We start from the raw sequence: 20,121 nt of genomic DNA, 5'->3' as shown, positions 1-20,121 counted from the left end.
GTATGACAACAGAAAATACACAATTGGTAATCCTTGATATTCAAGGAAAGTTATCGCAAATCGTTTATAAATCGGAAGAGGTGTTACACAACAGCAGGATTCTTATTGAGGGGTGCAAGCTCTTAGAGCTTCCTATCATTTGGGTGGAGCAAATGCCCGATAAGTTGGGTGCTACTCACCCTGTGATTGCTGAGATATTAGAAGGCAAAACCTCCGTGAAGAAAAGTAGCTTTTCAGCTTGGGGTAATGCTGAGTTCCGCAAAGAACTTAAGGCTAACAATCGCAAGCACGTATTGCTCATAGGTATTGAAACCCATATCTGTATTTACCAAACTGCACTCGATTTGCTCGCTGAAGGTTATGAAGTATCCGTAATTGCCGATGCAGTATCTTCGCGTACCGAAAGCAATAAGCACATCGGGCTCACAATGCTACGTGATGCAGGAGCTACTCTATTAAGCACCGAAGCGGCACTCTTTGCTCTCTTGCGCACTGCCGAGCACCCGGGATTTAAGGAAATAGCAAGATTAGTGAAATAATGATTAATGACTAATGATTAATAAAAAGGCTGTAAGAAAACTCTTACAGCCTTTTTACATTAACATTCTCCTACTTTTCTAATTTAATAGTGAGCACAGGTGTGCTGGAGTGATTTACAAGGTCGCTACTGATACTTCCATTGAAGAAGTGAGCAATACCCTTACGTCCGTTAGGGAACATACAGATAAGGTCTATATTGTTTTCCTTCACATAGTTTAAGATTCCTGTTTCTACACGAATATCGTTATAAACGTGTGTTTCAAAATGCTGATGAGAGTGTTCAGCTTCTTTAAGGAACTCTTCCATACGTTTGTTTATTTCGGAAGTAGTGAGAAATTGGTAAGGAGTATTAACATACACCAAATCAACCTTAGCACCAAATACTTTAGCAAGTTTCAATGCCTTTTCAAAAGGTTTTAAAAATCGTTTAGAGAAATCGCAACCAAACATCATATGTTTAATTTTGAGTTTTTCGTGTGGATTTTTAATTACCAATACAGGCACAGAGGCAGAGCGGACTACTTTTTCAGCATTAGAGCCTATAAAGAGTTCTTTGGCGCCTGAAGCCCCATTAGAGCCCATAAACACAAGGTCGATATGGTATTTCTTTACAACTTCTTCCACAGCTTCGGGTAGCGGAGCAGTTTCAACAAGGTCAATCACTTCGACAGTGGTATCAATTTCCTTTTTAAGGTCGTTGAAACGCTGTTTAGTAAGGTTGAGAAAATACATTGCTTCGGGTACCGATACTTGACTTTCGGTCATTAAGCGGATAGGAAGTTCAATGGCGTGCAACACATATACTTTGGCATTGTGTTGCTTAGCTAAGTTAATCGCAACGTGTAGTGAAGCGATTGACTTTTCTGAAAAATCGGTGGTTACTAAAATGTTTTTCATAAGAATCTATTTTTTTAGTTAAAAGTTATGAGTTTAGAGTTATGAAAACGACCTACTCTAAAATTAGGTTTAGCTTATACAAAGCTTATACGAATCTCGAACGATTGTTATACAAAGAGCATATAAAGCATTTATTCACAGCGGTTTTTATCAGGTGTTTTTATCAAGAAAAAAAGGTGTTACAACGGCGGTAATTACTATTTTTATTATTCTTAACAATCAGTTTATTAGTACTTTAAACGCCTTTATGACTTACCGAATGCCTATCTATACAAATATTGATAGCTTTATGCGTTAGTTAAATTTCACGTGGTAAAGGTACTACTTATTTTTATAACTTCCAAACTTTTTTACTTTTTTTCTTGTTATTTAGAAAATTCGTCGTATCTTTGCACCGAAAAGTAATACTTGAGGGGACATTTAAGTCCCCTCTTTTTATAGCAAATGAATTTCAAAGACCAAGTTAAAGAGTTAGTTAATAAGGCTTTAAGCGAGCACCCTGAACTGTTTCTAACCGATTTAAGCGTAGGAACTGACAATACCATTCGCGTGACTATCGACGGGGATAAGGGCGTGGGTATTGACGATTGTATAGAGCTTAGCCGTGCTATTGAAAACTCTTTAGACCGCGAGGTGGTAGATTTCGCCCTGGAGGTTACTTCGTTTGGTGCTACTGAGCCTTTTGTAATGGAACGCCAATACACTAAAAATGTGGGTAGAACCGTGCAAATCACAACACTCGACGGCAAAACACACGAAGGAGTACTGAAAGGCATTGTTGAAGGTAAAGCCGTACTCGAAACTGAAACTCGCGAACCGAAACCCGTAGGTAAAGGTAAAACCACTGTAAAAAAAGAGCACTTGTTTGCGCTCACCGATATAAAAGAAACTAAAGTAATCATTAAATTTTAATTAAACGTATATGAATAGTCTTGAATTAATCGAATCATTCTCGGAGTTTAAAGATGATAAACTCATCAATCGCGAAACCTTGATGGCTATTTTGGAAGAGGTTTTCCGCAATACCCTAAAAAAGAAATATGGCTCTGACGATAATTTCGATATTATTATCAACCCCGATAAAGGCGACTTACAAATCTTTCGTAACCGTGTGGTAGTGGAAGACGGTGCAGTAACGAACGACAATCAGCAAATTGAACTTTCGGTAGCTCGCAAAATTGAACCCGATTTTGAGGTAGGAGAAGACGTTTCAGAGGAAATTAAAATTAATGACTTGGGTCGGCGTGCTATCTTAGCTTTACGCCAAAACCTGATTTCTAAAATTCACGAATACGATAGTATGACTATCTATCAGCGTTTCAAAGACTTGATAGGTCAGCTATACGTAGCCGAAATACATCATATCCGTCACAAAGCTATCATCTTGTTAGACGACGAAGGCAATGAGATTATCCTTCCTAAGGAAAAACAAATTCCGTCAGACTTCTTTAAGAAAGGCGAGCACGTGCGCGGAATTATCGAATCAGTAGAGCTGAAAAGCACTAAACCTACCATTATTATGTCGCGTACTTCTCCCCTATTCTTGGAGCGTTTGTTTGAACAAGAAATCCCTGAGATTGCCGACGGACTTATCACTATTAACAAGGTGGTACGTATCCCAGGAGAGAAAGCAAAAGTGGCTGTAGATTCATTCGACGACCGTATTGATGCAGTAGGTGCGTGCGTAGGTGTGCGTGGGTCTCGTATTCACGGTATTGTGCGCGAGTTGGGCAATGAGAATATCGATGTATTACCATTCACCAATAACCCACAACTGCTCATCACCCGTGCCTTGGCACCTGCACGTGTATCTTCAGTGGTTATCAACGAAGAAGAAAAACGTGCCGATGTATATTTGGCAAATGAAGAAGTATCGAAAGCCATTGGTAAATCGGGCTATAACATTCGCTTGGCGAGTCAGCTTTCAGGCTATGAAATCGATGTATATCGCGAAGGGGTAACTGAAGAAGATATCGAGCTTAGCGAGTTCAACGACGAAATTGAAGAATGGGTGATTGAAGAACTGCAAAAAGCAGGACTTGATACAGCCAAGAGTGTATTGGAACTTTCTGCCGAAGAGCTAATGCAACGCACTGACCTCGAAGAAGAGACTGTAAACGAAGTGCTTCGCATTTTGGCAGAAGAGTTTGAATAGGATAAAAGGAAAAATCTGCGAGAGCAGAGTATATGAGGGAGGTAGATTCCTTACAACTTAAACAAAGAATAATGTATCCTTTCTTCTTAAAAGGGGAATGGATTTTAATAAACATATATGAGCGAGGGAAAAAAAATAAGATTAAGCAAAGTTTTAAAGGAGTTCAATATCTCTATGGTAACAGCCGTAGAATATCTGAAGAAGGAGAAAGGGATAGAAATAGAATCTAACCCTAATACTTCTATTACAGAAGATATTGTGAAGTTCCTTTCAAACAAATTTAACGCGGACAAGAGTAAGCGTGAGGTTTCAAAAGAAATAGTGGAAGACAAGCGCAAAGAGCGCGAGGCTATCCGCATAGAACAAGAGAAAGAAAACCAAGAGAAGCGCAAACAGCAGGAGCAAGAAGTAATAAAAGCTAAAGCTCAACTGGCTGGACTCAAACCTGTGGGTAAAATAGACCTTGAAGGAGGCAATAAAAAAGAAGGGGTAGCCTCTGTTCAAGAAGCGCCCAAAACAGAAATTACTACTCCAAAACAGGAAGTAACTACTTCTAAAACAGAGACAACAACCCCGAAGCAAGAAACAACTCCTGGAACAGTGCAATCTCAGTCGCCTGCCAAGGACAAGAAAAAAGACAACAACAAACCCGACGCTCAAAAGAATAAATCTGCTTATCAAAATCCATTGGCACAAACCGTTGCTACGCAAAAGAAGAAAGAACAACAGAACCATAACTCTAAAGAAGAACTCACCACTGAAATCCCTGCAGGTGTGATTGAAACTCAATACCAAAAGCTCACAGGCCCTAAAGTAGTGGGTGAGAAAATAGACCTTAGTCAGTTTGAGAAAAAGAAGAAAAAACGCAAACGCACCCGTCACAAAGACAAGGATAAAGAGACTCAAACTACTGTTAATAGCACTACTGATGCTACCGGCGACAGCGAAAAACGCAAACGCAAACGCATTCGCAAAGATGAAGTGAATGTAGCTAAAGGTGGTGACAACGCAAAGAAAGAGAAGAAAAACAAGATTATTGCCAAAATAGAACCTTCCGAAGAAGAGGTACAAAAACAAGTACGCGAGACCCTAGAACGCTTGCAAGGTAAAGGTACAAAATCTAAGGGAGCTAAATACCGCAAAGAAAAACGAGAAACACACCGACAAAAGGTAGAACAAGAACTCGCTGAACAAGAACAACAGGAGAAAATACTAAAAGTAACCGAGTTCGTGACAGTAAACGAATTGGCTACAATGATGGATGTGCCTATCAATAAGGTAATTGGTGCGTGTATGTCTCTCGGTATTATGGTAACAATGAACCAGCGCCTTGATGCCGAAACTCTCTCAATAGTAGCTGATGAGTTTGGCTATGAGGTGGAATTTGCAACAGCTAACATCGAAGAAGCTATCCATACCGAAGAAGATCAACCCGAAGATTTAGTACCCCGTGCACCTATCGTTACCGTAATGGGTCACGTAGACCACGGTAAAACATCGCTCTTAGACTACATTCGTAAAGAAAATGTAATCGCAGGCGAAAGCGGGGGAATTACTCAGCACATTGGGGCTTATAGCGTGAAATTAGAAAGTGGTGAACGTATCACTTTCCTTGATACTCCTGGTCACGAAGCCTTTACCGCTATGCGTGCCCGTGGTACCAAAGTAACCGATATTGCTATTATTGTGGTAGCTGCTGATGACGATGTGATGCCTCAAACCAAAGAGGCTATTAGTCACGCACAAGCCGCAGGAGTACCTATTATCTTTGCCATTAACAAGATTGATAAACCGAATGCGAACCCCGATAAAATTAAAGAACACTTGGCTACTATGAACCTCCTCGTAGAAGAATGGGGCGGTAAAATACAGTCACAGGATATTTCGGCAAAGCAAGGTATCGGTGTATCTGAACTCTTGGAAAAAGTACTCTTAGAAGCCGAAATCCTCGAACTGAAAGCAAATCCTAACAAACCAGCAGTAGGTACTGTAGTGGAAGCAGCTCTTGACAAAGGTCGCGGATATGTTTCTACTATATTGGTAGAATCGGGTACGTTGCACGTAGGCGACTATGTACTGGCAGGTACGAACTCTGGTAAAATACGTGCTATGCACGACGAACGAGGCAAGAAGGTAAATGAAGCAGGCCCTTCTACTCCTATTTCTATCTTGGGATTAGATGGTGCTCCACAAGCAGGTGATAAATTCTACGTATTCGAAGACGAAAAAGAAGCTAAACAGATAGTAGCTAAACGCGCTCAGTTACAACGCGAACAATCAGTACGTACGCAACGCCACATCACCCTCGACGAAATAGGACGACGCATTGCTCTCGGCGATTTCAAACAGTTGAACATCATCCTCAAAGGGGACGTGGATGGCTCGGTAGAAGCTCTTACCGACTCTTTCCAAAAACTCTCTACCGAAGAGATTCAAGTGTCTATCATTCATAAAGGCGTGGGAGCGATTACCGAGTCTGATGTATTATTGGCTTCTGCCTCCGATGCTATTATCATTGGTTTCAACGTTCGTCCGATGACCAACGCACGCGCCTTGGCAGAAAAAGAATCTATCGATATCCGTACCTACTCTATCATCTACGACGCTATCAACGACCTCAAAGACGCAATGGAAGGAATGCTTTCACCAGTATTCAAAGAAGAGGTTACTGGTACTGTAGAAATACGCGAACTCTTCAAAATTTCTAAAGTAGGCACCATTGCGGGCTGTATGGTAACCGATGGTAAAATCTACCGCAACTCTAAGATACGTCTATTGCGTGACAATGTGGTGATTTATACAGGTGAACTTTCTTCACTCAAACGTTTCAAAGACGATGTAAAAGAGGTGAGCAAAGGTTATGATTGCGGTTTGCAGATCAAAAACTACAACGACATTCACGAAGGTGACGTGATAGAAGCCTTCCAAGAAGTAGCTGTAAAGAAGAAACTGTAAAAAGTGATATAATAAAAAAAGCGCCTTAAGGCGCTTTTTTTAAATCTCTGAACTAATTACTACTGCTATTGAAAAAAGCTTTGTGGTAAAAATCAGCTAATAACACTGAGATAGCGTCCATTTTTTGCTGAGGGGATAGCTTTTGAGCAATGGTTTGATAAATCTCTTCTTTATGTTGTTCAGCAAAGTTGCTCAGCAGTCCTTTTTCTTGAATCAAATGTTCCATAGTAATATCTTTCAGCTCATTAAGCATCCAAAGATGTGCCTGATAGCCTTCCTCTGCTTTGTATAGCAATTCTTGATTTTCAGCAGTATTATTCAAGTCATAGGCTTGTTTCTTAGCAAAGAGGTCTGCTTTAAACTTGTCATCACTCTCCAATGCCTGTTTATACAAATTCTTCAAACAACGGAATACAAAATAACGATAGTCAGCTTGTTGCTTCTTAGCTTTTTCTACAAGTAGCTTTTGTTCTTGTAACAAACGTTTCTTATCTTTCTTAGCGCTTACTTGCAACTGACGGTGTACTTCTGCAATTTGAGTATTCAGTTCTCCCATAAAACTCAAATCAGTGATGTTTGAAAGCTCAGGTATATCTTTTATAACTACCACTTCTTCAGTAGTTTTAGTTGTTTGTTCAATAGGTTCTTCGGTAGTTGCAGGAACTTCTGGCATTACTTTTTCCTCTTGTAATGAAATAGTATCCTTAGCTCTCTCAAGGTCTTCTGCTTTTTCAACTTTTTGCTTTTTCTCCTTACGAGGCTTTTTCTCTTTAGGAGTTTTCTCCTTTTTCTTAAACTTAAACGATGGGAAAGGCAATTCTACCTTTTCAAAATGGTAGGTATAGCCTACACTCACATTAGTACTTTGTGCCGAAGTGTTTTGAGTATCACTTTCAGCATTGCGGAATGACTGTAAGGCGCTCAAGGTAAACTGGTGGTTTTTCCAAGGGAGAAAGTTTACATTTAGTTGCACATTAGCTGTACTACCTTTGGAGGTATCCGATTGTGAAATACTATAGTTTCCTAACAGTGTCGTGTTGAGTTTGTCTTCAAAAAACGCTTTACCTACTGTAAGCGAAGGTCCCATCACTTCTGTTTTTTCTCTTGATACAATACTGTACGAGTAGTTGAACGAAGGAGACAAACTGAGTTTGCTTTCAGGGAATTGTAGTATATAAGTCGCACCCGCGTTGTGAAAGCGCGAAATACCTCCTCTGCGTACTATGTCATTTTGTTTGTTCACCACATCGTTAAAAGAATATGAAAGAGTTATATTCTGTTTTTCATTTATAGCATAAGCTATATTGGCATTCGTGTTTTGTGATACTTGTCGGTAGTTGATAGAGTCTTGAGGGTGTTCATAGAGTTGCGGATTGTTGATTCTATCAAAAGGATTGATAAGTTTATTAGTAAACATCGTAAAGTTGCTATAACTTCCTGAAAGAGATAGTTTAGACGTAACCTTGGCATTTACATTGGCTGAACCTACCCACTGGTTGGACTGTTTAGGTTTTTGTTGGTTTAAATTGTCGTGTTGTCGTCCTATACTAGTAGCTATTGACACATTGCCATTAAATAAATTCAACGAACTGTTTAGGGTGATATTCTCCATATCGTTTACAAAATAGTAAGCCCCTAAGGTCTTGTAATCGGGGTCTACTTTCTCGTAACGCACCCCTACACTCGCCTTCGTGAAAATAAAGTTAATACCTGCGTTGTAAGCTGTAAAATCCTGCTTTTGGCTTTGAGTATTGCCCAAAAGACTCAAAGCATATTCACCAAACACTTCCACAAAATGCAGAGGTTTATATTTAGCAAATCCTGAATACACTTGGTTAGATAGTGGATATATTTTCTTCTCATCGGGAATAGGTACCGATAGAGAATTAGCTTTATCGTTAGCAAAGAAGAGAATTCCGCCTATTTCTAAATCTTCTTTTTTATAGGAGAGCTTCGTGCCATAACCCCAACGCTCATAGGTAGGTATGGTTTGAGGGCGACCGTCGTATTCAGTTGCTTTGGCAAGTCTACCTCCCATAAACGAAGCTCTTAAAGGATATTTTTCAGGAGTAAGCTCTAAGCCTCCTCCTGTGAATTGTAGACCATTGAATGTATAAGGAGAAAAACTCATACTCACATCGCCTATATGCGCTAAAATCCATTTGTATTTAGGGTGCAGACTTAGGCGATTGAACTTAAAGGGAATTTGGTAGTCTAAAGCATCTCCTTGATTGGTGTATCGATAATTAATAGGCATCGTCCAATCGTAAAAGCCCAAAGTGATATTACCATTGAAGAAATACAAGAAAGGTTCATTAGTAGGACTATCAGACGCCTGGTTATACACACCACTTACCGAAGCACTCCCCGAGATAGAAAAAGGTTTCTTCTTGAGTTTTTCTTTCAGCTGAGTATCTATATTCTCTAAATCTACCTGCTGAGCTAAAAGAGGTAGAGAAAGTAATACAAAGAATACAAGTAGGTAAGTTCGCGCCATTGATTAATGATTTTTTTGCATTTTAATATCAACAACTATATAAGATTCTGCACCATTGCTTACGTATTCCTTAATCTTAATAGCTCCTTTTCGCCCGTTAGCTGTCTCAAAAAGCACAATTCTATTTGCCATTTCCTTATTGAAAGGTGCTTTGTTGCTATTAGATTTAATAGACAATGAAGATAGAGTAGCGCCCGAAGAAAGCGCATCGAAATCAGCTACTGAGAAAAACACCTGCCCCTTATTCTCTTGTTTGTTGATAAAGTAACTTTTTGTAGCATTGGGAATAGGGTCAAAAACAGCTGTTTGTGCTTCATCTGGTGATAAGAATACATTATAAGCAAAAGAAGTGCTCTGCCCGAAATATACAAAATCAATAAGCCTGCCGTTCTCCGCTGTTACTTCATTAGGCTTTAGTACCTCCCCTAAAAAAGAAGAAAAATAGCAACCTACTGTTTTATTAGTATTGATACCTAATTTTATATCTGTAAAGGTAATAAGATTATCACCTGCTGTTACCGTAAAGTTCTTTCCTTCAGATAAAGTTTGCTTGTCGTTATTAGCTGTAAGCTCTATCTGATACGTTCCTGCGGTAGGAAGTATAAACGATGGATTTTCATCAGTGCTCTCTTGCTGAAAAGCCCCGCTACTCACTTTCCAACGATAAGCAGTGGCATTTATCGATTGGTTTTTCAAGAACAAGCGTACAGGGGCTTGTGTATTATGAGGGTATTCATTGGTCATTTCAAAAGCAACAACTAAAGGCGCACGTACTACTACTGTTTTCTCCATTACCCGACGCTGAGAGTGGTTGCTCGCCTCCAATCGCAATGTAAATATCCCCCCTTTTTCAAAGGTTACCGTAGGATTTTTCTCCGAACTATAAGCAGGCGTTCCTCCTTCAAACGACCATTGATAAGTAGTCGCTCCCTCACTTTGGTTGCTAAGAGTAAGCGTAAGAGGTGCTATATCACTCCCTTGTTGAGTAAAACTAAACAAAGCCGATAGCTCAGGATAAACTGTAAACGATTTTTGGAAAGTGCGCGCCTCACCGTCTAAATTGGTGGTATGTGCTCTAATAGTATAAGTGCCGGGCTCGGTATAACGAATATCCTCAGGATAAAAGGCATTAGAAGAAGTATAACTACCGTTAGGAAATTCCCACTGAAAGGCATCAGCTCCTGTGATTTTGTTTATGATGCGCACTTGTGCTGGAACATTGTAATTATCATCTACCATTGCAATGCTAAAATCACCCTCAATAGGCATATTTTGCTCTTGCTCACAAGCAAAGCAAAACCATAGTGCTAAACAAATTACTATCTTTAAAACTAAACGCATTGTATCATATTCTAAAACGGCTACAAAAGTAATACTTTTTACAGAATAAACCTAAAAAACATTTACTTTTTTTAAGTCTAATATGTCATCCTTAACCCTCTAAGAACTAAAAAATCTGCTAATTCCCCCTACCCTATGATTCACACCTGTCTGTGCTACTCTTATCTTTTCTCTTTCTTTCGCCTCGAAACCTCGTTTTTAGCATTTTTGGTGTTGTTGTACTATATTATGAATCAATTACTTATATACCCTTTCTATACCAATCGTCCAAGATTCGTATAAGCTTCCTATAAGCTCTCTATAAGCTACCCCCACCCTCCTTACAGCCTTTTTTCTCCCAAAAACCTCCCAATACACTTTTCATATTTTTCGTTTTCCTCCGATAACTCAGACCAGTCCGATTTGTCCAACAAGTAAGACCTATTAAAAAACCTTTTTTATCACTACCCTTTTGCTAATTTCCTCATTTTCTAATTCTCTCATTTTCTAATTTACTAATTAATCTGCCCGTGTGGCTCACACTACCTGTGTGGCTCGCACCTAATTTGCTAATTTTTCGCTCCTCTTTTACAAAAAATTGTATAATTCAACTATTTGATGTATCTTTGCAAAAATACTATAAAATGAACTGCACTCGGTTATTCTGTTTCCTCTGTGTGTTTCTGTTTGCGAAAACACCCCTCTTTTGTCAAGAAGAAAAGTCTATTTCTACCGCTTTTCCGTTCTTAATCCTTAATTCTGATGCTATATCAGCAGGAAAAGGAGAAGTAGGGGTAGCTTCCTCTCCCGATGTGTTTTCTCAAAGAGTGAATGCTTCCAAATATATCTTTCTGCCTACTTCTTCAGCAGTAGCTATTAATTATATGCCCTTCACCCACAGAGCTGTGCGCGATGTGTTTTTAGGGGCGATTACTTTTTACAAAAAGAGAATACGCGATGCTTTCGGGGCAAATTTCTCATATTTCAGTATCGGTGATGTGAACTTAACCCAAGACATAGGGCAACAATCGTATATGTTAGGCACTTTCAAGCCTACTGAGCTTTCATTGGAGGGCTCTTATAGTTTACAATTAAGTCAATCGTTCGCTATGGGGGTTACCTCTCGTTTTTTAAGCTCACAACTATCTATTCCTTCGCAAGGGAAGAGTGTTGCCCGAGCATTAGCTTTTGATATAGCAGGCTATTTTTATTCACAAGAGCACTTTATTAGTAGTTTGTTATACCGATACACTTGGGGATTCCAACTTTCTAATGTGGGAACAAAGGTGAAGTACGACGACTTGGGCAGGTCTTTCTATCTTCCCACCCAACTGAAATTAGGAGCAGGTTTTTTATTGCAAACCGATAGTTATAACGAGTGGGAATTCTCGATAGAAGCTCAGAAATACCTTGTGCCTACCCCTAATGAGCAAGGTGTCCCCGACAAAGATATTATAGAAGCCTTAATAACCTCTTTCTACGATGCTCCTAATGGTTTCCGTGAAGAGTTTCACGAGATTAATTGGGCAGTAGGTTTGGAATACAAGTATAACCAATCATTTTTCTTGCGCTCAGGATTCTTCTACCAACACAAGGACAAAGGCGACCGAAAGTTTCTATCCATAGGAGCAGGTTTTGCCTTTAACAATTGGCAAATGGACGTAGCTTATCCTTTTTCATTCTCCACCTATAACAATCCATTCAACACCTTTAAAATTAACCTAATTTACCGCTTTGGGCAACAGTGATTATTTTACAATCATCTTCTGCACCATCACATCTCTTACAGTTTTTTTAGCTTAAAACTATAAAACCAAGTAATGAATAGAGAATTAATATGATAAGGCGGAGGGACATTAATCTAAACATCAAACATCATTTTGATTCGAGATTCTTTTCATATTCCCATCGTCCCAATTCCTTTCGCTTTTCAAGCTGATGTAAAGCCAATTCCTTTATTTTTATATCATTAGTCTCAGATGCCAATTTTTCTAATGCTAAAAGACTCTCAGGTTGTGGTTGAGCTCCTATAGCATAAATGATTTTTCGTATATAAGGATATTTGAAGTCGTCGTCTTCTAAATACTCAGGAATGTTGTCTATTGCTTTTAATAGGATTGGAATGTTTTCAGTATTGTTGTTAAAAATAGTCTGAAAGGCACTTGCCATCTCTTCGTGTTCATGATGAAACTTTTGTAATAAAAACTCTTGGTATATTTCCTCTTTTTCCTTAAAAGTCAAAATTTTAGGTAAACGCCAAAAAAGAGCCTCAAAGTAATTATTGTCATTATACTCATTAATTCTATTCTTTGTTTCATATAATAATTCCTTTAAGATTTCTTTATTTGCTATAAATTTTGTAAGAGTTTTAAAATCTTCAATAGAAATTTTTCTTTCACATAATAAAAGTATTAGTTCTTTATCTTTTTCTGTTATTTCCATTTTATTTTATTATTTCAAAATTAATAATATTCTCATTAAAAGTCTCTAATGCCTTTCCTTTTCCTAATCCTATATTAACTTGTTCTATATTGTAATTTCCACCTTCCGTTTTAGATAAAGCATTATTAGTTGTCCATCCTTTTTTTACTCTATCCATTTTTGAAAAGTTAAACATCATTTTTTCCCCACTATCATTCCTAACGCCTATTTTTACTAATTTGTCTATTGTTCCTGTTTTCATCTGAAACTTTACAATAGTCCCATTATAACCAGTGTTTTTAATATATGAAAGAGTTGGAGAAGTGAATGTTTCAGAGGAAGCTGTTAATTTTCCTGTACTTTTTAGTGTTTCTAAATCTGTTTTTGTCATAGCCCTATAAAACACTTCTCCTTTTTCGTAAACTTGATAATCTCCTATTTTTTTAACGAACTTTCCTAAATTAAGCTTTTCAACCAATTTACTTACCACTTTGGGAACAGCAACAGATTTGACAGCTCGAACTTGTCTTAATTCAAAAACCTTTTTCCCTTGAGATATCTTATAATAAGTACTTGAAGGAGCTATTGCTCCCACTGATAAAGCAATCTCAAAAGAAGGCCATAATTCTCTAAATCCCTCAATAAAATTAGCACTATTTTTTGCTCCAAGAAATTTCTTCTCTATTTCCTCAAGTGAAGTATTTTCATTCCAAGTAATAGATTTTGTAATATCTTTATGAATCTTTGAATAAGCTCTTGCGGTATAAGTACCATCTTTATTTTTTGTTATTTTAGACCATAGTTCCCCTGTCCAAATATAATATGTGGGATTAGCCTCCTTCCCTATTTTTATATGTCCTATATACTCCCCTTTTTCTGAAGGAGGATCGCCTTCTAATATTTTATATTTTTTTAGCTTATTAGGAATGCTATCCGAAACAGTAACATATAAAGTACTTACTTTCTCATCAGAAATACTATTTATAAGTTCCTCAAATTCTGATACAAACTCTTTTCTTTCTTTTTGTTCAGCAAAACCTACTTTATATTTATCATACAGTTTTTCAGCCTTTTCTGTATTTGTCATAAGAGTTTCTTTTTCTTCTTTAGACAATTTTCCAGTAGAGGCAGAAAACATCTTAGCTCCTATTTCTTTAAAAGCCGTTTTGTCTTCTTCTGAAATACCTATTTCATCAGCATTGCTTAAATAGAAATCCCATTGTTTCTTTAATTCTTGAAGAGATTTAACATCTTCTTCTGTAAGCTTTTTCTTTTTAAAGATATTCTTAACATCATTAATTACACCACTCAGACTTTTGATTTCCACCACATTCCTCTCCGTCTCATCATAAGTGGTTACGAGTTTTCCGTCTATGAGTTGCCGTTCGGTGTTGAGCTTGATGCCGTTGAACACTACCTTTATCTTAGTGTCTTGCAGATAAGGTACTTTCACATAGCCTTCACCTGAGTATACGCCATTGCTACCCGTAGCGTTGAGCACCGTTACCGGAAAATCACCTGCTGTAAAGGTGGTGTTAGGATACAGGTTATCCTGTAGTGGGTTAGTGTTCTTGATGCGTATCTCAGGTTTTACCCCACATTGCACTTGACTCTTTTCGTCTATCTGCTCGGTGGTAGTGAACTCTTGTTCGGTGCTATACACATAGCTCTCTTCCCCAAATACCGAGCTACTATGGGCTGCGTTTAAACCACAAGCTACGCCTACTTTGTAGATGTAGGTGCGTCCGCGTTTGAGTCCTGTAACTCTGGCATAAGGCATACTCACTTTTTGCGATTTCCAGCTTTTGCCTTTTTCGCGGTACATCACCTTGTACGGGTATTCCTGATTAGGCATCATCGCCTGAGCACTCCATCGCAATTGTGCTGAGGTGCCCTCGGTCATCGCAGTGAGCATTCGTGGCTACATCACGAAGGGTCTATTTCAATATGTCAAGGAACGTTGTTTTAAGGTTTGTAATCATACAACCTTTTAAACTTGTATAAAATAATTCTATCTTACAAATAAAAACATTAATATTTTATAGAATACTCTCTGCTAACAAATCTTCTTTTAAAGGTAATTTTTCAGGATAAAAAATAAAAATAACATTATCGTCATTTATCAATGAAATATATTCTTTTTCTTGCCACTTTAATAAAACAGGTAGCACTTTGTTATAATTATCTCTGAAATGTTTATTCACTATATCCATTAAATCCCAATCTATTATTGGAGTTATTAAATAAATATTATCACGGTAAATAGTGTCTACTAGTAATTTGATAAGATTTTTACGCTTCATATTTCTTTAAATATTATTATTTTCCTCATACTTTTAATAATTTATGAAAGAGTCATAATCTATTAGAAGGTAAGTCTATAATTTTAAACTTCTCTTCAGATATAATTTCAATAATCCCTTTTTTTTCTAAAAAAGGCAAAAACTCTTTTATTACATTCTTTTGTTTTTCATGTTGAGTAAAATCACTAATAGACCATTCGTTTCCAAAATTCCTGTAAAAAAATTCTATTTTATATAGAAAATCATCAATAATTTTTTTTGTTTTCATAAGATAAACTTTCTAATAATAGAACATCTCTTGCGGGTAAATTTTCGGGAAATAGCATAAATATATATTCATCATCATTTATTATAGAAATATAGTTTTTTTCTTCCCAGTATTTGAGAATTGGTAAAATTTTTTGATATTCAGCTTTGATATTTTTAGAGAAGGCATTCCATCTCCATTTAGGATTATAGGCAGAGGGATCATGACAAATATTATCAATTATTATCTCTATTATTTTTGAACGTTTCATAGCATAGTGTTATTTAAAATTGATTATTTCACCTGTTTTTAGATTAATCATCCTTTTTAGTCTAATTTCGGATTTAGTTATAAATTGTGTTGCCCCTCCTTTTCCAAAATTCGGATAACTCCTCGTTATAACTTCTATATATTCAGCCTTATTCCATTTTGCTTTTGGAAATGAAGTTTTTCCAATTAATTGATTAGCATCAAATTCTAACCTCCATACTGCATCCGTTTTCTCTGCATTTAATTGCATTTTATCAATAGCCTTTAGAGGGTCATCTATTCTGTCTAAGCTGAAATAGATATCATTAACATTCTCGGGTATTTTTCCTGATTTTTTTAACCCCTCCAAATATGACACATTAGAATCTATATGTCTGTAAGCTATTTTCCCTTTTATTAATTCATTTGCTACATCATCTATTTTATTTGCTTTTTTAAGAGCTTTTAGTCCTTCTGCCCCATAGTGGTCTATAATTTCAGCAGCAGCTCCTCCGTCTTTATTAAATTTGAAATAGATAAGTTCTTCTGCTTCCTTACCAAATTTAGCTATTGCTCTTTCCCTAGCTCCTTTAAATAAATTATTTATATATGTAGTAGCTTCATCAGTTTTTCCTATTATGTTAGTTGTCTTGGAGACTCCTTTTTCTACATATGCTAAAGGTTTTGTAGTTTTTCTATACCTAAAAATACTGCCAAGCCCCTTAAATTTTGCCAAAGTAAGCTCTGGTAGCATAAGAGAAGAAGCCTCTTTAAGAAATTCTTTTTGAGGGCTTTCAAGAGCATTTCTTGTTACTAATTCATAGGCTACAAAAGCGGGCAATATAATAGAATATTCATCTCCAAACCACACGTGAATAGGAGAAAAATAATCATAAGAAGATAACGTATTACCAGTAGTTTCTACTGCAAGTATATTAAGTCCATATTCAAAAACTGAACAATTATTTCCTAACCTAAACTTTGTAATAGTAAAATTATCTTTATCTTCAGGAGCATAAAGTCCTATACAACGTTCGTAGTAATTTTTTTTCTCTAAACTAAATACTGTTGTAGGTTTTTCAACGTCATACTCAAAAGGAAAAGCATAAGTATTCCCTATTCCGTGTAATTCTTTTTCTGTCCAAACATCACTTCCTATCCTACTAAAAGCGTATAAGTACTCAGAGAATATACGTTTTGGAATTTCATTTAGTAGTTTTCTAAATGTGATCTTATTTTCTTGTATTTTTTTATAAATAAACGATGATTCAAATCCATTTAATAAGTTTAAGATTGCACGGTATTCATCAACTCCCCATTTACTTTTTGAACATTCTAACAAACTCTTTAAACTTTCCCATTTACTATTGTTGTCTAAACTAGGAAGTACGAAAGAGGGTATATCTTCAAAAATAACATCTACTTTATTGCAATCATAATTACCACTACTTTTTAAGTTCTCTTTATACTGTTTAACAATGTATTCTTTACTACCTTTGGTAATATCAAATCCAATATAATCAAGTAATTTTTTTAGTATATAGTATTTTTCGGTAGTAATTTTTATAGCATAATCTTTTCCTTGTGCATAGTAAATTTCCATATAGAAAGTAGTAGTCATTCTACCAAATTCTACACTATACCCTGTTCTTAATACTACATTTCCTATTGCAGATAGATCTATTTTTGCTGTTTTATTACGAACATCTAGAGACTTAATAAAAAACAATTGTTTATTATTGTCTACAAACTCTGTATCTGATGGAGCATTTTTTTCTTTAGAACCTGACCATCTATATTCTGTACTAAGAGGATCAAAATTCACAATCTTTCCCTTATTCTTTTTAAGCCACTCCAATAGTTTCTGTAATGAATAACTATAATGATACTCTCCTTCCCCTTGTCCTTGGAAGGCATAGAGTTTTACTTTAGGGTCGTTGATTTGCTTCCAGTCGCGGTAGAAGAAATCTTGCCCCTGGTTGTAATCCATTAGGGCGGTGGTTTTACCTTTGTCGGCATTTTTACCTTTGAAAGGGTGTTCGAGTTTGAAGATGCCGTGCCCCAGTTCGTGGGCTATGGTGCGGGCATTGGTGCTGTATACAAAGCCGTATTGCCCACCTAATCGCATATAGCCGTGATCGCCTGTGCCGTCGTTTACCAAAAAGATGTAATAAGTGTTGTCTTTTGGCTTTCTGTTGGTTGTAAATTTAGCAATGACTGCATTTTGTTCAGGGCTATAGGTAGAAAGGTCTCCAAACTCGTTTTCTGTGGGCAAAGTGCCGTTTTTGAGTTGGTCGCTAATATCAAAAGGGGGTTCAGTGGTGATGTGTAGTGTTACCCCTACTTTTTCATAAATCTGTTGTACTTGAGCGATTGCCTCTTGAAGGTTTTGTCCGCTTCGGGTAGGCACTAAAGCTACATTTACTTCTTTAGGCGAGAGGTGTACTAAAATACATTTGCCAATGAGTTCTTCTTTTTTGCCTTTTTTGTCTTTCTTTTCTTTGGCAACGACCCATAATTCTTCCTGCGCAAAGTCGAAAGCTCCCTTACGAGTGATTTTATATAGTCCTTCACCTTTGCTTTCAGCCTCTACTTTTACACCATTTTCTGTATGGAAGAAGAAATCGTATTTGGTAGTGTCGGCGGGGTGTATGCGCAGTTCAAAGCTGGAGGTTTTGCCTTTTACAAGCGCTTTATAAGGTATTTCTCCAGTGGTGTCGTTTGCTAACTCATCGTTGAAGAGCCATTCTACCTTAAAATGTTTGTTGCTAATAGGCGGATTTTTACTTTCTCCCTTTCCAGCTTGTTGGGCTAACTGAGTGCCTTGCTCTCTTGTTCCTTCAGCAGTTACCTTGCCACTCTCATCTAACTGATAGACTTTTCCTTTACTATCGGTAATTACATAGTCTCTGCCCTTAGGTAACGTTACTTTTGGGGCTATACCGGTCTTAGGGTCTACCTTACCTATAACAATAATGCGTCCAAGAGTGTCTACTTGTACTTCTGATACCTCAAAAGGCATCTTTTGGTCTTTCTTGCCTTTATCTCCAAAAATCTCTCCAAAGGCTTCTTGTAGAAACTCCACATTCCTCTCCGTCTCATCATAAGTGGTTACGAGTTTTCCGTCTATGAGTTGCCGTTCGGTGTTGAGCTTGATGCCGTTGAACACTACCTTTATCTTAGTGTCTTGCAAATAAGGCACTTTCACATAGCCTTCTCCTGAGTATACACCATTGCTACCCGTAGCGTTGAGCACCGTTACCGGGAAATCGCCTGCTGTAAAGGTCGTGTTAGCATACAGGTTGTCCTGTAGTGGGTTAGTGTTCTTGATGCGTATTTCGGGTTTTACCCCACATTGTACTTGACTCTTTTCGTCTATCTGCTCGGTGGTAGTGAACTCCTGTTCGGTGCTATACATATAGCTCTCTTCCCCAAATACCGAGCTACTATGGGCTGTTTCTAAGCCACAGGCTACGCCCACTTTGTAGATGTAGGTGCGTCCCCGTTTGAGTCCTGTAACTTTGGCATAGGGCATACTCACCTTTTGCGATTTCCACGTCTTGCCTTTCTCGCGGTACATAACCTTGTACGGGTATTCCTGATTAGACATCATCGCCTGAGCACTCCAGCGCAGTTGTGCCGAGGTGCTTTCGGTTATCGCAGTGAGAAACTTCGGCGCTTCACAATGAGAGACTAAATCAAAGTAAAATGTCTCGGAATTGCCGTTGTTTTTAAAGTACGACTGTTCGTTAGGATTATTGGGGTTATTTGTAAAAGCTCGTACCTGCCATACGTAGCGCTTGTTTTCCAACAGTATAGGCATCATATTAGTGTATGCCAAGGCAGGTGAAAAGGTTTTAGTTTGGTACACCAATCGTCCCGTCATAAACGCCTCTTCGGGCACCAATGCCAAGTCCCATACTTCTTTGAGGGTGAACTCATACTGCATAAAGGGGGCTATATCGCGGGGCATCCATTGGAAAACAATATGCTGAAAAGCGTTCTTTTTGGTAAGCACTTCTCCTTTTTGAGGCATCGTAAGCACAGGAGGTGAGTAGCGTCGCACTTGTATCATCGCGCGTCCTTTGTTGGACACAGGGCGTCCAGTAGCTACGTCGTAAAGCGACAAGCCAATAAAATAAGTACCCTCAGGAAGTAGTCCGTTATAAGTCGTCTCATTAATACCGTAGAGATTCTCGTAGCGCAGTAGGGTCTTGAAATCTATATTGGTAAGTGTGCGTCGTACACCTGGGGATAGGTTTACCAAATAGGGGGTAATATAATCGGGTGTTTGGGCAATGACTTGTCCTTGGAAGTCCTCTAACGAGAAGCGGAGTACAAAAGGGCGTCCGCCGGTAGAGAGGTCTTTAAGCAAAAAGTGTGCTTGTATCTTCTGTTCAAAGGTGTCGGCATACCCTCTCAGACTCTGTGGATAGGGCGGAGTAACAAACACTTGCACGTCCACAGGATACTGCTGAGCTTGCAGAGTGAAACTCAGCAAGGTAAGAAGGAGGAGTATGTAACGACGGAGGAGCAT

The 20,121-nt window shown here is 37.9% G+C and carries 14 protein-coding genes; 5 read left to right on the top strand and 9 right to left on the bottom strand.

From position 1 onward, the window contains the following. Nucleotides 1-2: 2 nt before the first annotated feature. The gene (locus HW279_RS05830; RefSeq protein ID WP_178958296.1) at nucleotides 3-539 is read left to right on the top strand and encodes a hydrolase; all 537 of its coding nucleotides are present in this window, start codon (nucleotides 3-5) and stop codon (nucleotides 537-539) included. Between the two features lie 70 nt (nucleotides 540-609). On the opposite strand, the gene HW279_RS05825 is transcribed toward HW279_RS05830, so the two are convergent. Beyond that, nucleotides 610-1,437 (bottom strand): universal stress protein, encoded by an 828-nt coding sequence (locus HW279_RS05825; protein ID WP_009422677.1) that lies wholly within the window; start codon nucleotides 1,435-1,437, stop codon nucleotides 610-612. Between the two features lie 444 nt (nucleotides 1,438-1,881). On the opposite strand from HW279_RS05825, the gene rimP reads away from it, so the two are divergent. The 3 genes from rimP to infB all read left to right on the top strand — a co-directional run bounded on the left by rimP (nucleotide 1,882) and on the right by infB (nucleotide 6,547). After that, on the top strand, nucleotides 1,882-2,349 hold the full coding sequence (rimP, locus tag HW279_RS05820; RefSeq protein ID WP_178958295.1) for a ribosome assembly cofactor RimP: 468 nt from the start codon (nucleotides 1,882-1,884) through the stop codon (nucleotides 2,347-2,349). 10 nt (nucleotides 2,350-2,359) lie between these two features. Further along, nucleotides 2,360-3,592, top strand: coding sequence for a transcription termination factor NusA (nusA, locus tag HW279_RS05815; RefSeq protein ID WP_048747011.1), 1,233 nt, complete (start codon nucleotides 2,360-2,362; stop codon nucleotides 3,590-3,592). A gap of 117 nt (nucleotides 3,593-3,709) precedes the next feature. Next, the gene (gene infB / locus HW279_RS05810) at nucleotides 3,710-6,547 is read left to right on the top strand and encodes a translation initiation factor IF-2 (RefSeq protein ID WP_178958294.1); all 2,838 of its coding nucleotides are present in this window, start codon (nucleotides 3,710-3,712) and stop codon (nucleotides 6,545-6,547) included. Between the two features lie 52 nt (nucleotides 6,548-6,599). Here the strand turns inward: infB and HW279_RS05805 are convergent, their stop codons facing one another. Continuing rightward, complete coding sequence (locus tag HW279_RS05805) at nucleotides 6,600-9,044, bottom strand: TonB-dependent receptor (RefSeq protein ID WP_178958293.1); 2,445 nt, start codon at nucleotides 9,042-9,044, stop codon at nucleotides 6,600-6,602. Between the two features lie 3 nt (nucleotides 9,045-9,047). After that, nucleotides 9,048-10,385 carry a PKD domain-containing protein gene (locus HW279_RS05800; RefSeq protein WP_178958292.1) on the bottom strand — a complete coding sequence of 446 codons (1,338 nt, stop codon included), beginning with the start codon at nucleotides 10,383-10,385 and terminating at the stop codon, nucleotides 9,048-9,050. A 623-nt stretch (nucleotides 10,386-11,008) separates the two neighbouring features. On the opposite strand from HW279_RS05800, the gene porV reads away from it, so the two are divergent. After that, nucleotides 11,009-12,112: a type IX secretion system outer membrane channel protein PorV gene (gene porV / locus HW279_RS05795; protein WP_178958291.1), complete on the top strand. Its 1,104-nt coding sequence runs from the start codon at nucleotides 11,009-11,011 to the stop codon at nucleotides 12,110-12,112. Nucleotides 12,113-12,239: 127 nt separating this feature from the next. Here porV and HW279_RS05790 read toward each other — a convergent pair whose 3' ends face one another. The 6 genes from HW279_RS05790 to HW279_RS11115 form a co-directional block, all read right to left on the bottom strand. After that, nucleotides 12,240-12,806, bottom strand: a complete 567-nt coding sequence (locus HW279_RS05790; RefSeq protein WP_178958290.1) for a hypothetical protein — start codon at nucleotides 12,804-12,806, stop codon at nucleotides 12,240-12,242. Nucleotide 12,807: 1 nt separating this feature from the next. Next, nucleotides 12,808-14,688, bottom strand: a complete 1,881-nt coding sequence (locus HW279_RS05785) for a hypothetical protein (RefSeq protein ID WP_178958289.1) — start codon at nucleotides 14,686-14,688, stop codon at nucleotides 12,808-12,810. 136 nt (nucleotides 14,689-14,824) lie between these two features. Further along, nucleotides 14,825-15,088: a hypothetical protein gene (locus tag HW279_RS05780; RefSeq protein ID WP_009412280.1), complete on the bottom strand. Its 264-nt coding sequence runs from the start codon at nucleotides 15,086-15,088 to the stop codon at nucleotides 14,825-14,827. Nucleotides 15,089-15,140: 52 nt separating this feature from the next. Continuing rightward, complete coding sequence (locus tag HW279_RS05775; protein WP_178958288.1) at nucleotides 15,141-15,356, bottom strand: hypothetical protein; 216 nt, start codon at nucleotides 15,354-15,356, stop codon at nucleotides 15,141-15,143. Further along, complete coding sequence (locus HW279_RS05770; protein ID WP_178958287.1) at nucleotides 15,334-15,606, bottom strand: hypothetical protein; 273 nt, start codon at nucleotides 15,604-15,606, stop codon at nucleotides 15,334-15,336. Before HW279_RS05770 ends, HW279_RS05775 begins: the two co-directional genes overlap by 23 nt. Nucleotides 15,607-15,615: 9 nt before the next feature. Continuing rightward, complete coding sequence (locus HW279_RS11115) at nucleotides 15,616-20,121, bottom strand: fibronectin type III domain-containing protein (RefSeq protein ID WP_255495786.1); 4,506 nt, start codon at nucleotides 20,119-20,121, stop codon at nucleotides 15,616-15,618.

Origin of the sequence: Capnocytophaga sp. oral taxon 903, assembly GCF_013394785.1 — a bacterium.
Lineage (GTDB): Bacteria > Bacteroidota > Bacteroidia > Flavobacteriales > Flavobacteriaceae > Capnocytophaga > Capnocytophaga ochracea.
The sequence above is the reverse complement of the archived record's forward strand: the minus strand, read 5'-3'. Positions and strand labels throughout refer to the sequence as shown.

Bases quoted from the DNA above. Each gene is read 5' to 3' on its own strand.
- HW279_RS05830 (WP_178958296.1), top strand. From the start codon at position 3: ATGACAACAGAAAATACACAATTGGTAATCCTTGATATTCAAGGAAAG.
- HW279_RS05825 (WP_009422677.1), bottom strand. From the start codon at position 1,437: ATGAAAAACATTTTAGTAACCACCGATTTTTCAGAAAAGTCAATCGCT.
- rimP (WP_178958295.1), top strand. From the start codon at position 1,882: ATGAATTTCAAAGACCAAGTTAAAGAGTTAGTTAATAAGGCTTTAAGC.
- nusA (WP_048747011.1), top strand. From the start codon at position 2,360: ATGAATAGTCTTGAATTAATCGAATCATTCTCGGAGTTTAAAGATGAT.
- infB (WP_178958294.1), top strand. From the start codon at position 3,710: ATGAGCGAGGGAAAAAAAATAAGATTAAGCAAAGTTTTAAAGGAGTTC.
- HW279_RS05805 (WP_178958293.1), bottom strand. From the start codon at position 9,044: ATGGCGCGAACTTACCTACTTGTATTCTTTGTATTACTTTCTCTACCT.
- HW279_RS05800 (WP_178958292.1), bottom strand. From the start codon at position 10,385: ATGCGTTTAGTTTTAAAGATAGTAATTTGTTTAGCACTATGGTTTTGC.
- porV (WP_178958291.1), top strand. From the start codon at position 11,009: ATGAACTGCACTCGGTTATTCTGTTTCCTCTGTGTGTTTCTGTTTGCG.
- HW279_RS05790 (WP_178958290.1), bottom strand. From the start codon at position 12,806: ATGGAAATAACAGAAAAAGATAAAGAACTAATACTTTTATTATGTGAA.
- HW279_RS05785 (WP_178958289.1), bottom strand. From the start codon at position 14,688: ATGACCGAGGGCACCTCAGCACAATTGCGATGGAGTGCTCAGGCGATG.
- HW279_RS05780 (WP_009412280.1), bottom strand. From the start codon at position 15,088: ATGAAGCGTAAAAATCTTATCAAATTACTAGTAGACACTATTTACCGT.
- HW279_RS05775 (WP_178958288.1), bottom strand. From the start codon at position 15,356: ATGAAAACAAAAAAAATTATTGATGATTTTCTATATAAAATAGAATTT.
- HW279_RS05770 (WP_178958287.1), bottom strand. From the start codon at position 15,606: ATGAAACGTTCAAAAATAATAGAGATAATAATTGATAATATTTGTCAT.
- HW279_RS11115 (WP_255495786.1), bottom strand. From the start codon at position 20,121: ATGCTCCTCCGTCGTTACATACTCCTCCTTCTTACCTTGCTGAGTTTC.